General features: G+C 58.2%; 18 protein-coding genes. 16 read left to right on the forward strand and 2 right to left on the reverse strand.

What is annotated here, in order from left to right; translation table 11 throughout:
* Nucleotides 1-130: 130 nt before the first annotated feature.
* Nucleotides 131-982, reverse strand: a complete 852-nt coding sequence (locus tag KA369_12605) for a tetratricopeptide repeat protein (protein MBP7736808.1) — start codon at nt 980-982, stop codon at nt 131-133.
* Between the two features lie 94 nt (nt 983-1,076).
* The gene (locus KA369_12610) at nt 1,077-1,430 is read right to left on the reverse strand and encodes a hypothetical protein (protein ID MBP7736809.1); all 354 of its coding nucleotides are present in this window, start codon (nt 1,428-1,430) and stop codon (nt 1,077-1,079) included.
* 39 nt (nt 1,431-1,469) lie between these two features.
* On the opposite strand from KA369_12610, the gene KA369_12615 reads away from it, so the two are divergent.
* The 16 genes from KA369_12615 (at nt 1,470) to frr (ending at nt 18,101) form a co-directional block, all read left to right on the forward strand.
* Nucleotides 1,470-3,188 carry an adenylate/guanylate cyclase domain-containing protein gene (locus KA369_12615; GenBank protein MBP7736810.1) on the forward strand — a complete coding sequence of 573 codons (1,719 nt, stop codon included), beginning with the start codon at nt 1,470-1,472 and terminating at the stop codon, nt 3,186-3,188.
* Nucleotides 3,167-4,492, forward strand: a complete 1,326-nt coding sequence (locus KA369_12620; protein MBP7736811.1) for a hypothetical protein — start codon at nt 3,167-3,169, stop codon at nt 4,490-4,492. The genes KA369_12615 and KA369_12620 overlap by 22 nt, the downstream gene beginning before the upstream one ends.
* A gap of 44 nt (nt 4,493-4,536) precedes the next feature.
* Complete coding sequence (xth, locus tag KA369_12625) at nt 4,537-5,310, forward strand: exodeoxyribonuclease III (GenBank protein ID MBP7736812.1); 774 nt, start codon at nt 4,537-4,539, stop codon at nt 5,308-5,310.
* A 14-nt stretch (nt 5,311-5,324) separates the two neighbouring features.
* The gene (locus KA369_12630) at nt 5,325-7,811 is read left to right on the forward strand and encodes a SpoIIE family protein phosphatase (protein MBP7736813.1); all 2,487 of its coding nucleotides are present in this window, start codon (nt 5,325-5,327) and stop codon (nt 7,809-7,811) included.
* Nucleotides 7,811-8,461: a hypothetical protein gene (locus tag KA369_12635; GenBank protein ID MBP7736814.1), complete on the forward strand. Its 651-nt coding sequence runs from the start codon at nt 7,811-7,813 to the stop codon at nt 8,459-8,461. The genes KA369_12630 and KA369_12635 overlap by 1 nt, the downstream gene beginning before the upstream one ends.
* Before the next feature lie 13 nt (nt 8,462-8,474).
* Nucleotides 8,475-8,822, forward strand: a complete 348-nt coding sequence (locus tag KA369_12640; protein ID MBP7736815.1) for a DUF1330 domain-containing protein — start codon at nt 8,475-8,477, stop codon at nt 8,820-8,822.
* A 63-nt stretch (nt 8,823-8,885) separates the two neighbouring features.
* The gene (locus tag KA369_12645; GenBank protein MBP7736816.1) at nt 8,886-9,611 is read left to right on the forward strand and encodes a hypothetical protein; all 726 of its coding nucleotides are present in this window, start codon (nt 8,886-8,888) and stop codon (nt 9,609-9,611) included.
* A gap of 75 nt (nt 9,612-9,686) precedes the next feature.
* Nucleotides 9,687-11,474 carry a PAS domain S-box protein gene (locus tag KA369_12650; protein ID MBP7736817.1) on the forward strand — a complete coding sequence of 596 codons (1,788 nt, stop codon included), beginning with the start codon at nt 9,687-9,689 and terminating at the stop codon, nt 11,472-11,474.
* Nucleotides 11,450-12,109, forward strand: a complete 660-nt coding sequence (locus KA369_12655) for a response regulator transcription factor (protein MBP7736818.1) — start codon at nt 11,450-11,452, stop codon at nt 12,107-12,109. The genes KA369_12650 and KA369_12655 overlap by 25 nt, the downstream gene beginning before the upstream one ends.
* Before the next feature lie 181 nt (nt 12,110-12,290).
* Entirely contained in the window at nt 12,291-12,839 is a 549-nt protein-coding gene (locus tag KA369_12660) for a cysteine hydrolase (protein MBP7736819.1), read from the forward strand.
* 171 nt (nt 12,840-13,010) lie between these two features.
* The gene (locus KA369_12665) at nt 13,011-14,372 is read left to right on the forward strand and encodes a 4-hydroxybutyrate CoA-transferase (protein MBP7736820.1); all 1,362 of its coding nucleotides are present in this window, start codon (nt 13,011-13,013) and stop codon (nt 14,370-14,372) included.
* Nucleotides 14,373-14,800: 428 nt separating this feature from the next.
* Nucleotides 14,801-15,037, forward strand: a complete 237-nt coding sequence (locus KA369_12670; protein ID MBP7736821.1) for a hypothetical protein — start codon at nt 14,801-14,803, stop codon at nt 15,035-15,037.
* Between the two features lie 252 nt (nt 15,038-15,289).
* On the forward strand, nt 15,290-16,123 hold the full coding sequence (gene rpsB / locus KA369_12675; GenBank protein MBP7736822.1) for a 30S ribosomal protein S2: 834 nt from the start codon (nt 15,290-15,292) through the stop codon (nt 16,121-16,123).
* A 77-nt stretch (nt 16,124-16,200) separates the two neighbouring features.
* Nucleotides 16,201-16,797: a translation elongation factor Ts gene (gene tsf / locus KA369_12680; protein ID MBP7736823.1), complete on the forward strand. Its 597-nt coding sequence runs from the start codon at nt 16,201-16,203 to the stop codon at nt 16,795-16,797.
* A gap of 1 nt (nt 16,798) precedes the next feature.
* Nucleotides 16,799-17,530, forward strand: coding sequence for a UMP kinase (locus tag KA369_12685; GenBank protein ID MBP7736824.1), 732 nt, complete (start codon nt 16,799-16,801; stop codon nt 17,528-17,530).
* Nucleotides 17,531-17,543: 13 nt separating this feature from the next.
* Complete coding sequence (gene frr / locus KA369_12690; protein ID MBP7736825.1) at nt 17,544-18,101, forward strand: ribosome recycling factor; 558 nt, start codon at nt 17,544-17,546, stop codon at nt 18,099-18,101.
* Nucleotides 18,102-18,104 lie beyond the last annotated feature (3 nt).

An 18,104-nucleotide genomic window follows, 5' to 3' on the forward strand; every position in this document is an offset into this window, starting at 1 on the left:
AATGAAATGATATTCAATGACAGGTCCCTGGCATCATCGAGAAACTTCTTCTCGTTTAAATATATCTCCTGGTAACATGAAAAACAGGAAGGCGGGGTCACGAGGCCCCGCCTTCCTGTAATGTATTTCTCTAGGCCAGTTTCTTCTTGTGCGACTGGATCAGCTTTTCGGCTTTTTTGTATTCGCCTTTGAAAATGTAAAGCATGCTCAGCTTCGTAAGATCCAGCACCTGGGCATCCCGCCGGGCCAGGTCATCCTCAAGCTCGGTGATGGCCGTTTCGATATCGCCGATTTCCTTCATCTTGTTTTCGAACGTCAGCTTGTCAAGATACTTCTTGAAGCGGGCATACTCGGGCCTGCATTCCAGGGCCTCGGTGAGGTAGGAAACGGCCTTGTCGTAGCTGCCGAGATAAAAATGACAGAAACCGTAGAACCGGTTGATGAAAGACTTGTCCTCGGCGAGGTCCCATACCCGGTCGAGGCACTCAATGGTTTTCCGGTATTGCTTCCGCTCATAGTAGATATGGGCGAGGAGAAAGTTGGCCTTCAGGTGGCGCCGGTCCATCGCGATAACCGCCTGGAGGTACTCCTCGGCCTTCTTGTATTCGTTCCTGGTGTAATGAACGAGGCCCGCGTAATAATTCCCTTCCAGGAAATAGGGCTCCTGCTTGATCGATTCCATGAAGTATTTCAGGGCCTGGTCGTAATTCTTGCGGTTGTAGTGTTCGACTCCCAGGTTGAGGAGCACACGGTAGTGCTTTTCGATTTTCAGCGCCTCGAGGTATGACAGTATCGCCTTTTCGGAATCGCCCATCCGCGTGTAGATCTCGCCGATATTGTTGTACGCGGCCACAAAGTCAGGATACGCGTCAATGGCGCGGCGGTATTCCCTGAGGGCCGCGTCCAGGTTGCCATGGTTGGAAAGCTCCAGGGCGTTGTTGTACATCGTTACGATTTCTCTCGGAACCGAGCTGCTTATCATAGTCGTCCCTCTTGCACGTAATTTTTTCGTGATACGGAGCTTAACCGGATACCGGCCCCCTGGTCGGAAAATATCAAACACAGGCCGCCGGTGATTATGCCGCATCAATATTCATATCGGCGCGGGGCCCTGTTTTTTTAAGTAAAAGTTGCTCTTCTTCAATCCGGACATTCAGGGTCATCGTCCCCCCCCAGCGCCATTTTGACCTCATCCCCCTGTCCCTTCTCCTTATTAAGGAGAAGGGGAGCAGTACTAAATTATTCTTTACTTCCCCCCTCTCCGCTGTGCGGAGAGGAGGCCGGGGTGTGAGGATGAAATGGAACGAGAGGAAGATAGTGCAATGAGGGAGTATGCGGCAAGCTATTATCGGGGCTGCAGAATAGCCGATACTCCAGGAGAAAAATATTAATCTTGACAAGTTACCATTAAACAGTAAATATCTTTTCATAAATTGCCGCCCGTGATTATTAACGAGAGAATGTGCTCTATGTTTGTCAAAAAAGTAAACAATACAAGGGTCTGGCCGGTAACTCTAAAGATCATCATAACCTTCAGCCTTTTCATACTCATATCAAATTTTTCCACCAATTACATCAATTTCGTATTCAACAGGTCCCAGCTCTTCAGCCAGATGAACCAGCTCCTCACCAAGGACCTGAAAACCATCTACACCTATTGCAACGACCAGTTCGAAATATACCAGTTCGACAAGAATCTCGAGGGCTCGGTGCTGAGCATGGAGAAGAAGGGAAAGCACGAGCTGGGCCTTACCCCGGAGAGCGGGCAGCGGGAGCTCCGCCACGATAAGGCCGTCTTCCTGGGCTTTGACGCGGAGGGGAAGGTTCTTTTCCAGGCCTCCAGCGATCAGGTCCCGCGGCACAAGGACTTCGGGGACGAGAAGTGCCTCAAGGAGCTGATGGCGGGCCTGGGAGCCGGAAAGGACGAGGGTCCCCTCTATTTCCGGTTCAACGGCATGGATTATTTCGGGATGTACAAGTACAACCCGAAGTGGAAGGCCTTCATCGTCCGCGCCGAGGAGCGCGAGGAGTTTTACGGGGAGACCCGGAAAAACATGATCATCATCAGCTCCGTCATCATCGTCATCACCATCGTGGTCGGCGGCATCGGCATCTTCATCCTCCGGTTCCTGCTCCGGTACATCGACATCATAACACGGTCCATCATGAGGATGATCAAGTCGCAGCAGCTTGACCTTATCGACCTTTCCGGCGCGACCAACGACGACATCACCTACCTGGGCGCGGCCTTCAACTCCCTCTCGGGCACGGTGGACAATCTCATCCATATCTTCCGCAAGTTCGCCAACCAGGACGTGGTGCTCAAGGCGTACCGGGAGCGGATGGTGAAGCTCGAGGGAACCAGGCAGGAGCTCACGATCCTTTTCTCCGACATCAAGAGCTTCACCTTCATCACCGAGACCCTTGGCACGGATATCATCAAGCTCCTGAACCTCCACTACGACCGGGCCATCAGGGAGATCGTGAACCTGGACGGGGTCATCGGCTCCATCATCGGCGACGCTCTCCTTGCCGTGTTCGGTGTCCTGGAAGGCTCGAAGAACAAGTCGTACCAGGCGGTCATGGCCGCGTACAAGCTCCACGAGGTGACACAGCTCCTGGGTCTCCGGATGACCGCCATCCGGGACGAGATAATTTTAAAGAAGGGGAAGCTCTCCGGCGACGAGGAAAAGATATACAAGGCGGTGCTTCTCGAGATCGGCGTGGGCATCGACGGGGGCGAGGTCTTTTACGGCACCCTGGGCTCCTACGTGCGGATGACCAACACGGTCATCGGGGACAACGTCAATTCGGCCTCGCGGATGGAGGGGCTCACGCGCGTGTACAAGGTCCCGGTCATCTGCTCCGAGTACGTCAAGAAGGACATCGAGGCCGCCATGGAGTCCCCCGGGCTCCATTTCGTGGAGCTGGACACCGTCATGGTCAAGGGAAAGACCATGGGACAGAAGATATACTGGCCGATCCTGGAAAGCGAATTCGACAAGGTTCTGGCCGAGCAGCTGTCCGCCTATGAGCTCGGCCTCGAGCTCTATTACCGCGGCGACTGGACCGCCGCCAACGCGAAGTTCAAGAAATGCAAGCTTCCGGTTGCCGAGATGTTCATCGAGCGGACCCAGGAACGGCCTCCGAAAGGGTGGAACGGAATATGGGAAATGAAAACGAAATAAAGGATATCGTCAAGGGGCAGTCGCTCTTTCTTCCTGATGAGATCTACGACCAGGAAGGGTTAACGAAGGTCTATGTCCTCGAGGAGGAGTACGCCCGGACCAGAAAGAACAAGAATTACAAGCTCTACCTCTTCATCCTTCTTTTTATCGGGGTCGTCGTCGGGGGCGTCATTCTCTTCAAGCTGTACCGGGACTGGCGGGACAGGATCATCAACGTGGACATCACCGAGTTCGAGGACCTGCGCCTGAAGGAGGTCATCGATTCGGCGCGGAAACGGGGGAGCAACATCGACGTGCTCCGCATCGAGATGCAGATCCTCGAGGTGGACATGCTCGGCGAGATGCTGAGGGTCAGGAAGGATATCTATGCCCGGGAGGCGGCGCTCCTCTCCCAGGGCCTGCCCGACGACGAGATGGACCGCCGGGTGTCCGCCCTCAGGAGCGAGGAGGAGTCCCGGATCAAGCGGACCAGGGCCTCGTACCAGGCGCAGATACGGCGCAAGAAGGCGGAGATAGGGGCCCTGCAGGACGCGCGGGAGAAGGAGGAAAAGGAGCTCGCCGCCAAGGGCGCGGAGACCAGGATCACCAACGCCGACCGCCTCTACAACCTGCAGATGAAGAGGCTCAAGGACAAGCAGGACACCGGCGTCGAGGCCCTGAAGAAATACTATGACAACTACATGGAGTACGTCACGTTGAGGTACAACCCGGTGCTGGACAGGCAGCCGGTGAGCGGCATCATCGGGGCGAAAAACGACGCCTCCCTGGTGCGGGGCGGCATTCTCAAGGAATACAACCCCCTCCTGGGAGAATGCGGTTTCAGCTCCGATGACTTTGGCGTGCTCCGGAAGCATATAAGCGACGAGGTGACCGTGCTCAAGAGGCTGATGAGGGTCCCCTACAAGAACTCGGTGCCGCCGGCGCTGAAGGCCATCGACGGCCTCTCCGGCTCCATCGTCCGCGATTACGAGAACCTCTGGAGCGCCCTCGCGCAGACGCTGAACGGCAGGAACCAGCAGATCAAGAAATACGATTATCTCTTCGACTTCGTCCTGAGCGCCAAGAAGGAGAACGGCCTGGTCCTCGACCCGCGGGATACCGGCGCCATCCTGGTGCGCATGAACCGGTCGCTGAAGATCGAGGATGGCCAGTCCGCGTCGGTCTATAACGGCGACCGCTTCGTCGCCAGGGTCAAGCTGTATCACGACGGCCAGGGCAATTACCGCGCCAGGGTCGTTTCCATGGCGAACAAGAAGGCGGTCATCCAGCCGACAAACCGCGTGATGCTTGACACGAAGAAATGAGCGGGGCCTGAGGCGGGGAGCGTTACCCGCTTGCTTGAGTATCCATGAAGATCGCCACATATAATGCCAATTCCATCAGGGCGCGGATGCCCCTGCTCGAGCGGTGGCTTGCCTCCGCCCGCCCCGACGTGCTGTGCCTGCAGGAGACCAAGGTCGTCGACGGCGAGTTTCCCGCGGCGGAGATCGAGGGCCTGGGATACCGGGCCGTATTTCGCGGCGAAAAATCGTACAATGGCGTCGCCATCCTGAGCCGCCACGGCTTCGAAGACGTCTCCTACGGGTTCGACGGGAGCGGAAGCGACGAGGGGACGAGGCTCGTCGCCGCGCGCGTGATGGGCGTGGACATCGTCAATACCTACGTGCCCCAGGGCACCGCGCCCGATTCGGAAAAGTTCCAGTACAAGCTCCGGTGGTTCGGCCGCCTCCTCGAGTATTTCAGCGGGCGCTTCCGGACGGGGGACCGCCTTGTCTGGCTCGGCGATTTCAACGTGGCGCCGGAGCCGATCGACGTCCATGACCCGAAACGCCTCCTCGGCCACGTGGGCTACCACCCGGACGAGCACCGGGCCCTGGCCGCGGTGAAGGACTGGGGTTTTGTCGACATCTTCCGGAAGCACCGGCCCGAGGCGGGCCACTATTCCTTCTGGGACTACCGGGTGCGGGACGGGGTCGCCCGCGGCCTGGGATGGCGCGTGGACCATATCTGGGGGACCGGGGCCATGGCCGCCCTGTCGACGGGCGCGGCGATCGACCGGGAGCCGCGGACCTGGGAAAAGCCCTCGGATCACACCCCGGTGATCGCGGAATTCTCCCTATGATGCCGGCGGCCGCCATGGACGGAATGAAGCGCCATCCCGGACTGCTCCTGCCCCTCTGCATAATCCTTGCGGTCATGCTGCCCCGGTCCGCCGGGGGAAAGACGGTGGAGCTCGACGATGATCTATCCAGGGTCAATCTCGGAAGGACCATGGAAATCCTCGAGGACCCGGCGGGGAAATGGGGCATCCAGGATGTGTCCGGCGCCGTTCTCTCGAAGTCATTCAGGCAATCCCAGGAAGAATATCCCGTGTTAGGGTTCACGCGCTCCGCCTACTGGGCGCGCTTTACCGTCTCCAACCGGGGCGATCGCGCCATCGAGTGGTGCCTTGAAGTGGCCCATCCGCAGATGGAGCGGATCAACCTCTACATGGTCGATGACGAGGGGAAGCTCATGGAAGAGCGCGCCTCGGGTGATATCCTCCCCTTCTCCTCTCGGGAGGTCCCCTTCGTCAACGCGGTATTCTCCTTCACGGAAACGGAGATGAGCAGCCGCACCTGCTATGTGCGCTGCCAGTCGCGGGGGCCCATGGACCTGTTTCTCACCATCTGGTCCCCCCGGGCGCTCAATGACCATGTCGCCAGGATGAACGTCATCTTCGCCATCTATTACGGCGCCATGATGGTCATGGTCATTTACAACCTGTTCCTTTTTCTCTCCCTCCGTGACCGGAGCTTCCTGTATTACGTGCTTTACTGCCTTGCCTTTATCGGGTTCCAGCTGTGCCTGAACGGCCTCGCCTTCCAGTACCTCTGGCCGGACCATCCCTGGTGGGCCAAGCAGAGCATCCCCTCCTGGGTGATCCTGACATCGATCTTCGCCATTCAATTCGTGAGGTACTACCTGGACACGATGCATTACGTTCCCGCCATCGACCGGGTGATGAAGGCGGCGCTGCTCCTCTACGCCGTGGTGATTCCGGTGACCTTTTTCGCGGATTACTCCGTAACCATCATCGCCCTGATCGGGCTGACCATGATACTGGCGGTCTTCCTCTATGTCGTTTCGATCAAGGTGCTGATGATGGGAAACCGGGCCGCACGCATGTACATCATCACCTGGGCGGCCTTCTGGATCGGGACCCTGGTCTATTCCCTGAAGCTCTTCGGGATCATCCCGGACAACTTCGTAACGCGGTGGCTTCTGCAGATATCGTCGCTGGCGCAGGTGATCCTGCTCTCACTTGCCCTGGCGGACAGGATCCGCTTCATGACCGAGAAGATGGAGGCCGCCAACGAGAACCTGGAGGGCAAGGTGAAGGAGCGTACCCGCGAGCTCAACCGGGCCCTCCTCCTCATGGAACGGAAGGACAACGAGATTCAGAAGGAGTTCGACCTGGCGGGCGATATCCAGCACGGCCTGCTCCCGGAGACGCCCTATTACCACGAGGGCGTCAAGGTGGTGGCCTACTACCAGTCGATGGGCAAGGTGGGCGGCGATTTTTACGACATCTTTATAATGAAGGGCGGCTACCTGGGTGTCCTCATAGCCGACGTATCGGGCCACGGCATGCCGGCCGCTTTCATCACGGCCCTGGCGAAGATCAGCTTCGCCGAGGCGATCCAGACGTCGCTCTTCCCTGCGGACATTTTCCGCCACGTCAACAACGAGCTGGTCAAGGCGATAAAGACCGATGATTTCGTCACCGCCTTTTTCGCGGTCATCAGCCCCACCCGGGACATCTTCTACTGCAACGCCTCGCACCAGATGGCGCTGGTCCTCCGGAAGGACAGCATGTCCGTCGAGAACTGGGACACCAACGGCCTCTTTATGGGGTATTCCCTCGAATCGAACGCCATGTACGTGGACGGGCAGAACCAGCTCGGGTACGGCGACCGGATACTTCTCTATACTGACGGCATCGTGATCGCCGTTGACAAAAGCGGCGATCCCTTCGGGGAACTGCGCCTGGAGCGGATCTTCACGGATACCGGGCCGCTTCCTCTGGAAGAGGCCCGGGACCGCATCATCCGGGAATGCCGGGAACACGCCGACGGCGTCCCCCAGACCGACGACATGACCATGGTGCTGATCGAGATCGACCCGGCATACCGCGACCTCGTGGAATTGCGCGAACGCGCCTTCAAGCTCATGTGGAGCCAGCATTACCAGGACGCGATCCCGCTCCTTTCGAAGGCGCTGGGGATCAACGCGGAGGACGAGCAGTCGCACCTCTTCATCGGCGAGTGCTATCTGAAGATCGGAGACTACACCAGGGCGGTGGAGCACCTGGAGCTGTATCTTGAGAACAACGAGTTCGACGCCAACGTGTGGTACAATCTCGCCTGGGCCCACTACTGCATGGATGATTTTGCCGGCACCATCAAGTACTCCTCCCGGGCCTCAAGCCTTAAAAGCAGCTTCATCGACGCCATGATGCTGACCGGCCTCTCCCTGAAAAAGACGGGCCAGCGGAGGGAGGCCCGTAAGGTCTTTGAAAAGATCCTCGCCATCGAGCCGGACAACGACATGGCGGAGATCGAGCTGAGGGAGATCAAGTGATGCGCGGCAGGGCCGCCATTCGCCGGTGCCTGGCCGCGGCCGCGGCCGCGGCCCTCCTCTGGGGAGGCCTGGGCGCGGAAGAAAAGAAATCCCCCTCCTCCGAAGGGCCCCGCTCTCCCAGGGACCCTGCGGCTCCCTCCGTGGATCTGCGCGACCGGAAGGACGCCGAAAGGGTATCGGATGTTCCCGTAACCATTGTAACGGCCCGGGGCGATTCCACGACCGGCTTCATCGATCTGCAGTCCGGCTTCATCGAGGTCCAGGCCGCGGAGGAGGGAACGTACAGCAAGAAGAACGTCGCCTTCGGGGATATCCAATCGATCGAGTTCACGCGATGGCGCGGCGCCGAGCGGAGAAAGAACGAGTTCGTCTTCCGGCATTGGGAGATGAGGATCGTTCTCATCGACAAGAAGGCGCTCCAGTGCAGGGGAAACATTCCCGCCCTGAACAGGATCGCCTTCAGGGACAGCCGGGGGGGCCGCGCGGTCTTTTCCTTTTACTATGATTACTGGAAGGACGGGGCCTGGAAGAATTCCGGCCGGACCGACAGGATTTATCCCGAAACCAATCCCCTCGGCGATACCCTGGTGAAGATTATCTTCATTAAAGAAGAAATGAAAAATCCCCTGGAAAAGCTGCTTAAGCGATGATAGGAGGCAATCCATGGATGATACCGGTCCCGTATACGCGTTGAACCTGTTCGATATAGCCGATGCCGATGAGTATGCCGCCTATTCGCGGCGGTCGGCGCAGGAGGTGGCGGCCCACGGAGGCAGGGTTATCGCTCTGGGGAAGTTCCGCGAGGCGGTAACCGGCGGCATTGAACCGAGGACGGTCCTCATCCTGGTCGAGTGGAAGTCCCGCGAGGCCTTCCAGAGCTATCGTGATGATCCCGCCCTGGCGGACCTCCATCCGCACCGGGAGCGGGGCGGCGGCAATTACATCTGGCATCTTTTCGACAGGCTTGATGACCTGCGGCCGATTTTAAAAGGGCCGCGGCAGGGAACCTGATATGGTCCTGTGGCGGTTCAACCGACGCCGCGCGGAGGTTGATCGATTGCAGGGAGAAATTATATGAAACGATTGATTTTCGCCATGGTCCTCCTGGCCGCTTCCGCGGGTTTCGCCGATGATCCGGCCTCCGGCTACATATCCAGTTTCGGATACGGATCGATCGTCGTGTCCGGCGCCGGGTATCCCCCCATGAACGTCTTTGACCGCGCCCTCTTCGAGTATGATCCGGTGAAGAAGGTCTTTTATCTGAAGCTGGGCAGGGACATGACCATAGACATGCGCCAGATCCTGCCGAAGGGCTTCTCCCTGGGGAAATGCCTTGATAGCGTCATCCAGGAGAAGGGCGGGAACCTGAAGTACAGGACCGCTGACGTCCAGTACTGGTCCATCTGGGCCTCCCATGACGCGGCCGGCAACAGGCTGGACGACGGCGCCCGGCCATGGCCGGCCGGGCCCGGCGATATACCGCTCTGGGACCCGATCGTCAACTGCTTCTGGACGCAGCAGGAGCGGTATCTTTCGGACAGCACCTCCGGGTTCAGGTGGGAATCCATCGGCCCTGACCCGTCGCGCCGGGACGCGCTGAAGGCCGCCCTGATGAAGCTCAGGCCGGGGCAGAGGCTCTACGTGATCTTCCGGATGGGTTATGCCTACGAGGTCCCCGCCGGTCTTGGGGAGGAACAGTGGGACCTTCAGACAAGGAAATGGGTGAGAAAGACCTCCACGGGCGCTGCGGGCTATGTCCTCTCGGACCCGATCAGCGCCTGCACCATCGAGCTGCGATAGGGGCCGGGGAGCCGGCACCGAAGCCCGCATAAAGGCGCGGTTTCGAAATCGCGCCCGCCCAAGAAGGAGAAAAAGATGGACCACCAGGGCAAGGACAACAGCCTGTACGACGCGGACCTCCAGAGCTCCGAGCGGAAGTACCGGACCATTTTCGAGAATACCGGCACCGCCACGATCCTCATCGAGGAGGATACCCTCATAGCGATGGTCAACACTGAATTCGAGAAGCTCTCCGGCGTATGCCGCGCCGACATCGAGGGGAAGATGAGCTGGCCCGCCTTCATCGTCGAGGAGGACCGCGACTTCATGATCGAATACCACCGGCAGAGGAGAAGGGACCCGGACGCGGCGCCGCGAAATTACATCTGCAGGCTGATGAACAGCGGCGGCGAGGTCAGGCAATGCTTCATGACCGTGGCCCTGATCCCCGGCACCAGGCAGAGCGTGGCGTCGCTCCTTGACATCACGGAGCGGATCAAGGCGGAGGAGGCCCTCCGGGAGAGCGAGGAGAAATACCGCCTCCTCGTGGAGACCATGAACGACGGCCTCGGCATCCAGGACAGGGACGGGAACATCACCTACGTGAACGAGCAGATCTGCCGGATGATGGGGTATTCCCGGGAGGAGATCGTCGGGAAGCCGGCCATCGACCTTCTGCAAGAGGCGTCCAGGGAAGTATGGCGCAGCCAGCAGTTCAGCAGAAAAAAGAACCGGTACGATCCCTACGAGGTGTCCTGGAAGAACAAGGAGGGCGAGATCATACACACCATCGTGTCTCCCCGGCCCATCTACGACGCGACGGGGGACTTCACCGGGAGCTTCGCGGTGTTCACCGATATCACGGCCCGCAAGAACGCGGAGGAGGCGCTGAGGCTCTCGGAGGACAAGTTCTCCAAGGCCTTCCGCTCGAGCCCCGACTCCATAACGATCAGCACCGTGGGCGAGGGGTGCTTCATCGACGTGAACGACAGCTTTCTCAAGATCACCGGGTACGCCAGGGACGAGGTGATAGGGCACACCGTTCTCGAGCTCTGGATATGGCCCGACGAGGAGTACCGGAAGGGACTGATCGCGCGCCTCCTCGGGGAGGGGCGGCTCCACAACCGGGAGGTGAATTTCCGGGTGAAATCGGGGGAGATGCGCATCGGGATCTACTCCGCGGAGATCATCGAGCTCCAGGGCGAGACCTGCCTCATCTCGGTCTTCGCGGACATCACGGAGCAGCGGCGCCTCGAAAGGGAGATCCTGGACATCAGCGAGGCGGAGCGGCGGAAGATAGGCCAGGACCTCCACGACGACCTGCAGCAGCACCTGATCGGCGTCGAGGCCCTGTCGACGCTCCTGGAAAAGCGGCTCCTGGAAAAGTCGAGCGCCGACGCGCCCCTCTGCGCCGAGATCGTGCAGCTCCTCCGGGAGTCGATCACCAAGACGCGGAGGATGGCCAAGGGCCTCTGCCCGGTCTACCTGAACGAGAACGCCCTGGCCGAATCCATCAGGGAGCTGGCCGGGAACATCGAGAGTGCCTTCGGCGTCGCCTGTACGGTCGAGACGGGCGACGGTGTCATGATCAGCGATAACACCACCGCGGCCCACCTCTACCATATCATCCAGGAGGCGACGACCAACGCCGTGCGCCACGGCAGGGCGACCGCCATCGCCATATCACTTGTTTCCGAAGGCGGGCTCCTGTCCCTCAGCGTCAGGGACAACGGCGTCGGCATACCGGAGGACGCAGCCCTCAAAAAAGGCCTGGGTCTCAACACCATGAGCTACCGGGCCCGGATGATAGGCGCCGGCTTTGACGTCCGCAGAGATCCATCTGGAGGTACCATCGTATCATGCTCGCTCAATCAAAAATTTTGATCGTGGACGACCACCCCATTTTTCGAAAGGGGCTGGCCCAGCTCATCAACGAGGAGAAGGACATGGCCGTATGCGGCGAGGCCGAGACGGTCTTTGACGCGCAGAAGCAGATCGGGAAGCTCGCGCCCGACATAGTGATCGTGGACATGACCCTGAAGGACATGAGCGGACTCGAGCTCATCAGGTATGTAAGGGAGCGCTATCCCGACCTCCCGGTCCTGGTCCTCTCCATGCACGACGAGTCGCTCTACGCGGAGCGGGTCCTCCGCGCCGGCGCCCGTGGCTATATCATGAAGCAGGAGATGACCGACCGCGTGATAACGGGTATACGCCAGGTCCTGGCCGGGAAGATATTCGTGAGCGAAGCCATGGCCGAGAGCCTCATCGGCAAGGCTACAAGCAAGAAAACACCGGCGCCGATGAGTCCCGTTGACGGCCTCTCCGACCGCGAGCTGGAGATATTCACCATGATCGGACGGGGCGTTTCCCGGGGCGAGATGGCCGAGAAGCTGAACCTGAGCGTCAAGACCGTGGGCACCTACCGGGAAAAGATCAAGGAAAAGCTCAACCTGAAGAATTCCGCGGAGCTGGTCAAGTGCGCGGTGGAGTGGGTCAAGGAGACGGGGGCGGAATGAGCAAGCTGTTGATGGAATCATCCGGTGATTCAATTTCTATTGATATCTGAATTTCGAGATCCATGCAGATCAGACATATCTGGATAACTGGATATCACAGATCGGACAGATTTTGAATGAATATCCCGTATTGATAAAAATGAAATAAGAACCATTTTTGATAAAATAAAGGTGTTTATTTATGAAAACAGCATTGTTGATTATTGACGTTCAAAATGACTATTTTCCCGAGGGGCGGATGGAACTGCATAACAGTGTTGATGCTTGCAGTAAAATCAAGGATCTGCTGGGGCATTTCAGAGATCATTCAATGCCGGTTATTTATATACAGCATGTTTCCATTAAGCCGGGGGCGACTTTTTTTCTGCCTGATACACACGGCGTTGAGATTCATGACAATGTTAAGCCCGGTCCCGGTGAAAAAGTGATTACAAAAAACTACCCGAACAGCTTTCGGAATACCGAACTGAATGATTATTTAAAGAACAATAATATTTCTAAGCTCGTTATAGTCGGGATGATGACGCATATGTGCATTGATACAAGCGTCAGGGCGGCTTTTGATCTGGGATATGAATGTATCGTTGTCGGCGATTGCTGCGCCACAAGGAATTTGACAATAAATGATAATGAAATATCGGCAGAGAACGTGCAAAATTCATTTTTGGCGGCTTTAAATGGAACTTTTTCGAAAGTAATAAGAAAAGAAGATGCGGTAAAAATATTGTGACGATATTAGCGCCTTCGCTCAAAGCATGGCCGCAATAACCCTATAGGCCTTTTACCTATGGCATAAAACGCGTACGACCTATGGCAAAATAGGCCCCCCGCTGATTCAATTTCTTCCGGAACCAGCTTATATTCCTACCATCATGCTGAATACTACCGGAGGAGGGGCCTTATGAATTACCTGGGAGAATATTCGAGAAAGCTGACATCGGCCGAGAACGCCGTCCGCGTTGTCCGGTCCGGCAACTGGGTCGACTACGGGCATTTCGCCTGCGCGCCGACCTTCCTGGACCGGTACCTGGCCAAGCGCGTGGACGACCTCAGGGACGTCAAGATACGGGCCGTATCCTTCCCGGGCCTTCCGGCCGTGGTCACCGCGGACCCGACCCGCGAGCGCTTCATCTACAACAACTGGCATTTCAGCGGGGCTGACCGCAAGCTCCACGACGGCGGCCTGTGCAATTACATACCCCTGAACTACCACGAGGGTCCGTTCCTCTACGATCATATAGAAACGGACGTCTTCATGGTGAAGGTCACTCCCATGGACAGGCACGGGTACTTCAACTTCGGACCGTCGAATTCCATCTCCAAGCGCATCGCCGACAGGGCGCGAATCGTCATTGTCGAGGTCAACGAAACCGTCCCCTGCTGCTACGGCGGCCACAACGAGGGGATACACATTTCGGAGGTGGATTACATCGTCGAATCCGACAACCGGCCCCTGATCTCCCTGCCGTCCCTGCAGCCCTCCGAGGTCGACAGGGCCATAGCGGAGCGCATCGTGGCGGAGATCGAGGACGGCTCCTGCATCCAGCTCGGCATAGGCGGCATGCCCAATGCCGTGGGAATGATGATAGCGCAGTCCGATATCAAGGACCTGGGGGTCCACACGGAGATGCTGGCTGACTCCTACGTCGACATGTACGAGTCAGGAAGGATAACCAACAGTAAAAAAGGCATTTACCCTGGACGCATGGCCTATACCTTCGCCCTGGGAAGCCAGAGGCTCTACGATTTTCTAGATCACAACCCGGCCTGCGCCTCCTATTCCGTGGACCTGACCAACAACCCGGAACTCATCGCACTGAATGACAGGATGGTGGCGATCAACAACGCGGTGGAGGTCGACCTGTACAGCCAGGTCTCGTCAGAGTCGATGGGGAAGCGGCAGATATCGGGGACCGGCGGCCAGTTCGATTACATCTTCGGGGCCTATCATTCGAACGGCGGCAAGGGCTTCATCTGCATCTCCTCCACCAAGGTGGACAAGAACGGGAACCGCAAATCGAGGATCAGGCCCTTCCTGGAGCCGGGCACGGTCGTGACGATCCCCCGGACCATCGTCCACTACGTGGTGACGGAATACGGGACCGCCATGCTCAAGGGAAAATCCACCTGGGAGCGGGCCGAGGCGCTTATCAATATCGCCCATCCGGATTTCAGGGACGAGCTGATCGCAGAGGCGGAAAAAATGGGCCTCTGGACCAGGAGCAACAAACTTGAAATGACCCAATCCCTCATGAGCGCGTAGCGCCGATACCGCTTGCTGAAAGCGTTTAATAGTTTGCCTGGGGGGCAGGATGCCGGCGGGGGGTCCTCCCCCCCTTTTTTTTCTTCCGGTAAGATTCCCTCACCCGCCCCTCCGGGGCACGCCGAGCGCTTTTTGGCCATCCTGGCCGCGCTGGGAGCGGTCAGGATGGCCGCCTGCAGACGCGGGACATGGATGTCCTGAATGCGTCTGCCACTGAAACGTCCTGTTCGGCGCCTCTCCCATTAAGTTTGGGAAAAAGGAGAGGGTTTCTATAAGAAAAATATCATGGGCATACCCCCCCTCTCCTTTCTTCAATTTTTAATGGGAGAGGGGCTGGGGGTGAGGGCATAAGTATCAGTTGATGAACGAAAATCTCTTGACAAAAACCCTCCATGGAAATCTATGTACAGGAGTTCCATTGGCGCCGTATGACATTCGAAAAAAACAACTTCGGATACCTGCTCACCTTCATGCTGGTGGGCGCGATACTGGGATCGGCGCTGGGAACGCTGGTGGCGGGATTTGTTCCCGCGCTGTCGGTCATCCAGAAAAGCCTGACCGGCCCCATCGGGTTTAACCTTGAGATCATCAGTTTCAGCATCAAGATAAACCTTTCCTCGATCATAGGCCTCGTCATCGGGGTGATTATCTTCAGGAAGGTTTAGGCCGCACCCGCGGCTATCAAGCAGCGCCTCCCGGCAGCGGGGGACGCGAAGAAAAAATCGGCGCAGGCCGGTTGCCTCCTTCACTCGTGAAAAGGCAATAGTCAATAACGGCGCACAAGGCGCTTTCCTGCGGGACGGGCGCTGATCATATATTTTTCCACCAGGCACCGGCGCGTGAGCGCGGGCCGCGTGAGGAAAGCAATGAACCGGGAGTTTCCCGTAATATCTTATTAATGACAGGGGGTACTATCATTGTCAGTAGTATCGATGAAAGCTTTGTTGGAATCGGGTGTTCATTTCGGCCATCAGACCAGGCGCTGGAACCCCAAGATGTCGCAGTTCATTTTCACTGCGAGGAACGGAATCCATATCATTGACCTGCAGAAGACCATGCAGCGCATCAAGATCGCCTACGCCGCGATGAAGGAAGTCGCCGAGAAAAACGGCAAGGTCCTTTTCGTGGGAACGAAGAAGCAGGCCCAGGCGGCCATCGTGGAATACGCGAAGAAGTGCGGCCAGTTCTACGTGTCCGAGCGGTGGCTGGGCGGCCTCCTGACCAATTTCAAGACCGTCAGCAACTCCATCAAGCGCCTCAAGGAGCTTGAGAAGATGAAGGAAACCGACAAGTGGGACGCGGAGACGAAGAAGGAGATCCTCGAGCTGAACCGCGAGCTCGAGAAGAAGGACAAGGTCCTCTCCGGCATCAAGGACATGACAAGGATGCCCGACGCGCTCTTCATCATCGACCCGAAGCGCGAATCGATCGCGGTCCAGGAAGCCAAGAAGATGGGGATCAAGATCTTCGCCGTAGTCGACACCAACTGCAACCCGGACGAGATCGATTTCCCGATACCGGGGAACGACGACGCCATCAGGGCCATTGCACTGTTCCTGGACGTCATGGCCCGGGCGGTGCTCGAAGGACAGTCGGGCGGCATGACCGAGGAGGCCCTGGTCGAGGAGGGCGGCGAGGAAGGCGCCGGCGGGGAACCCGCAGCGTCAGGTGAATCGGAAGTAAAAGCCCCGGCCGAGGGCTCATCCTACGAATATGAAGAGGATGACGAGATGTACGAGCCGCGCAAGTAGGCCCGGGCGGCGCGACGGATCGCGTCGCGCCGATAGCTGCAACAACGCGATTAGAAATTTTTTGAAGGAGAATTACAGTGGCTGAGATAACTGGCGACATGATAAAAGAGCTGAGGGAAAAGACCCAGGCGGGGATGCTCGACTGCAAAAAGGCCCTCGTTGAGACGAACGGCGACATGGACAAGGCCGTCGAGATGCTGAGGAAGAAAGGCCTGGCGTCGGCGGACAAGAAGATGGGCCGCGAGGTGACCCAGGGGATCGTTGCGTCCTACGTGCACAGCAACAACAAGATCGGCGTGCTCCTGGAGCTCCTGACCGTGACCGATTTCGTCGCCCGTAACGAGGGCTTCGGGGAGCTTGCCAAGGACATCTGCATGCAGATCGCGGCGGCCAATCCCCTCTACATCAGGATAGAGGACGTGCCCAAGGAAGTGGTCGAGAAGGAGCGGGAGATCTACCGCGAGCAGATGAAGGACTCCGGCAAGCCGGCGAACGTCATCGAGAAGATCATCGACGGCAAGCTCAACAAGTTCTACACCGACGTGTGCCTCCTGGAGCAGGAGTTCATAAAGGACTCCGCGGTCAAGATAAAGGACCTTATCAAGCAGAGGATCGCCACCTTCGGCGAAAACATAGAAGTCGGAAAGTTCACCCGCTACCAGATAGGCGGGTAGCATGGGCCCGGCCAGTCCCCAATCGGAGCCGCGCTTCCGGCGCCTGCTGCTGAAGCTTTCCGGCGAGGCCCTCGCCGGAAAGGCGAAGAGCGGCATCGACCCGGCTATCCTCTCCGGCATTGCCGGGGAGATCCGGGACGTGCAGCAGATGGGCGTGCAGGTGGCGGTGGTCATCGGGGCCGGGAACATATTCCGGGGAAAAATGGCCGACAGCCTGGGCCTGAAGAGGGTCACCGGCGATCACATGGGCATGCTCGCCACGGTGATGAATTCCCTGGCCCTGCAGAACGCCCTCGAGAGCATCGGCGTGAACGCCGTGGTGATGTGTCCCTTTTCCATGATGGAGATCGCCGAGCCGTACATCATCCGGGCGGCCCTCTCCCACCTTGACAGCGGCAGCGTGGTCATCGCCGCGGGCGGGACCGGCCAGCCCTTCTTCACCACCGATACCGCGGCGAGCCTGCGGGCGGTGGAGCTGGAGACGTCGGTGCTGCTGAAGGCCACCAGGGTCGACGGCGTCTATACCGGCGACCCGGAAAAGGACGCGAGCGCGAAAAAGATAGACGCCATATCCTACATTGACGTGCTGAAGGGGCAGCTGCGGATCATGGATTTCACGGCGGTCACCCTCTGCATGGAGAACAATCTGCCGATCATCGTGTTCAACCTGTTCAACCGGGGCTCGCTGAAAAGGATCGTCACCGGCGAACGGGTCGGCACTCTTATTTCCTGACGAGGAGGAGACCATGGTAGAAGATGTCATAACCGATGTTGAAGACCGGATGAAGAAGAGCATCGCGGCGCTGCAGAAGGATTTCGCCGCCATTCGCACCGGGAGGGCAAACCCGGCCATGTTTGACGGCATCAGGGTGAGCGTGTACGGCACCGAGATGCCCCTGAACCAGGTGGCGACGGTCTCCTGCCCGGAGCCGAAGCTCGTGGTCATACAGCCGTGGGACAAGGGAAACCTGGCCGAGGTGGAGAAGGCCATCCTCAAGTCGGATCTCTCCGTGAACCCGTCCAACGACGGGAACCTGATACGCATACAGATACCGGACCTCACCGAGGAGCGGCGCAAGGAATATGTGAAGCACGCCAAGCAGAAGGCCGAGGAGTGCCGTGTCGCGGTCCGCAACGTGCGCCGGGACGGCAACGACATGATCAAGGAGCTCGAGAAGGAAAAGGAGATATCGGAAGACGACTCCAAGAACGCCCTTGCCCGGATCCAGAAGGCCACGGATAAATTCATTGACGAAATACAGAAGCTGACGGATAATAAAGAAAAAGAGATTCTGAATATCTGATTC

Source organism: Spirochaetota bacterium (assembly GCA_017999915.1).
GTDB lineage: Bacteria > Spirochaetota > UBA4802 > UBA4802 > UBA5550 > RBG-16-49-21.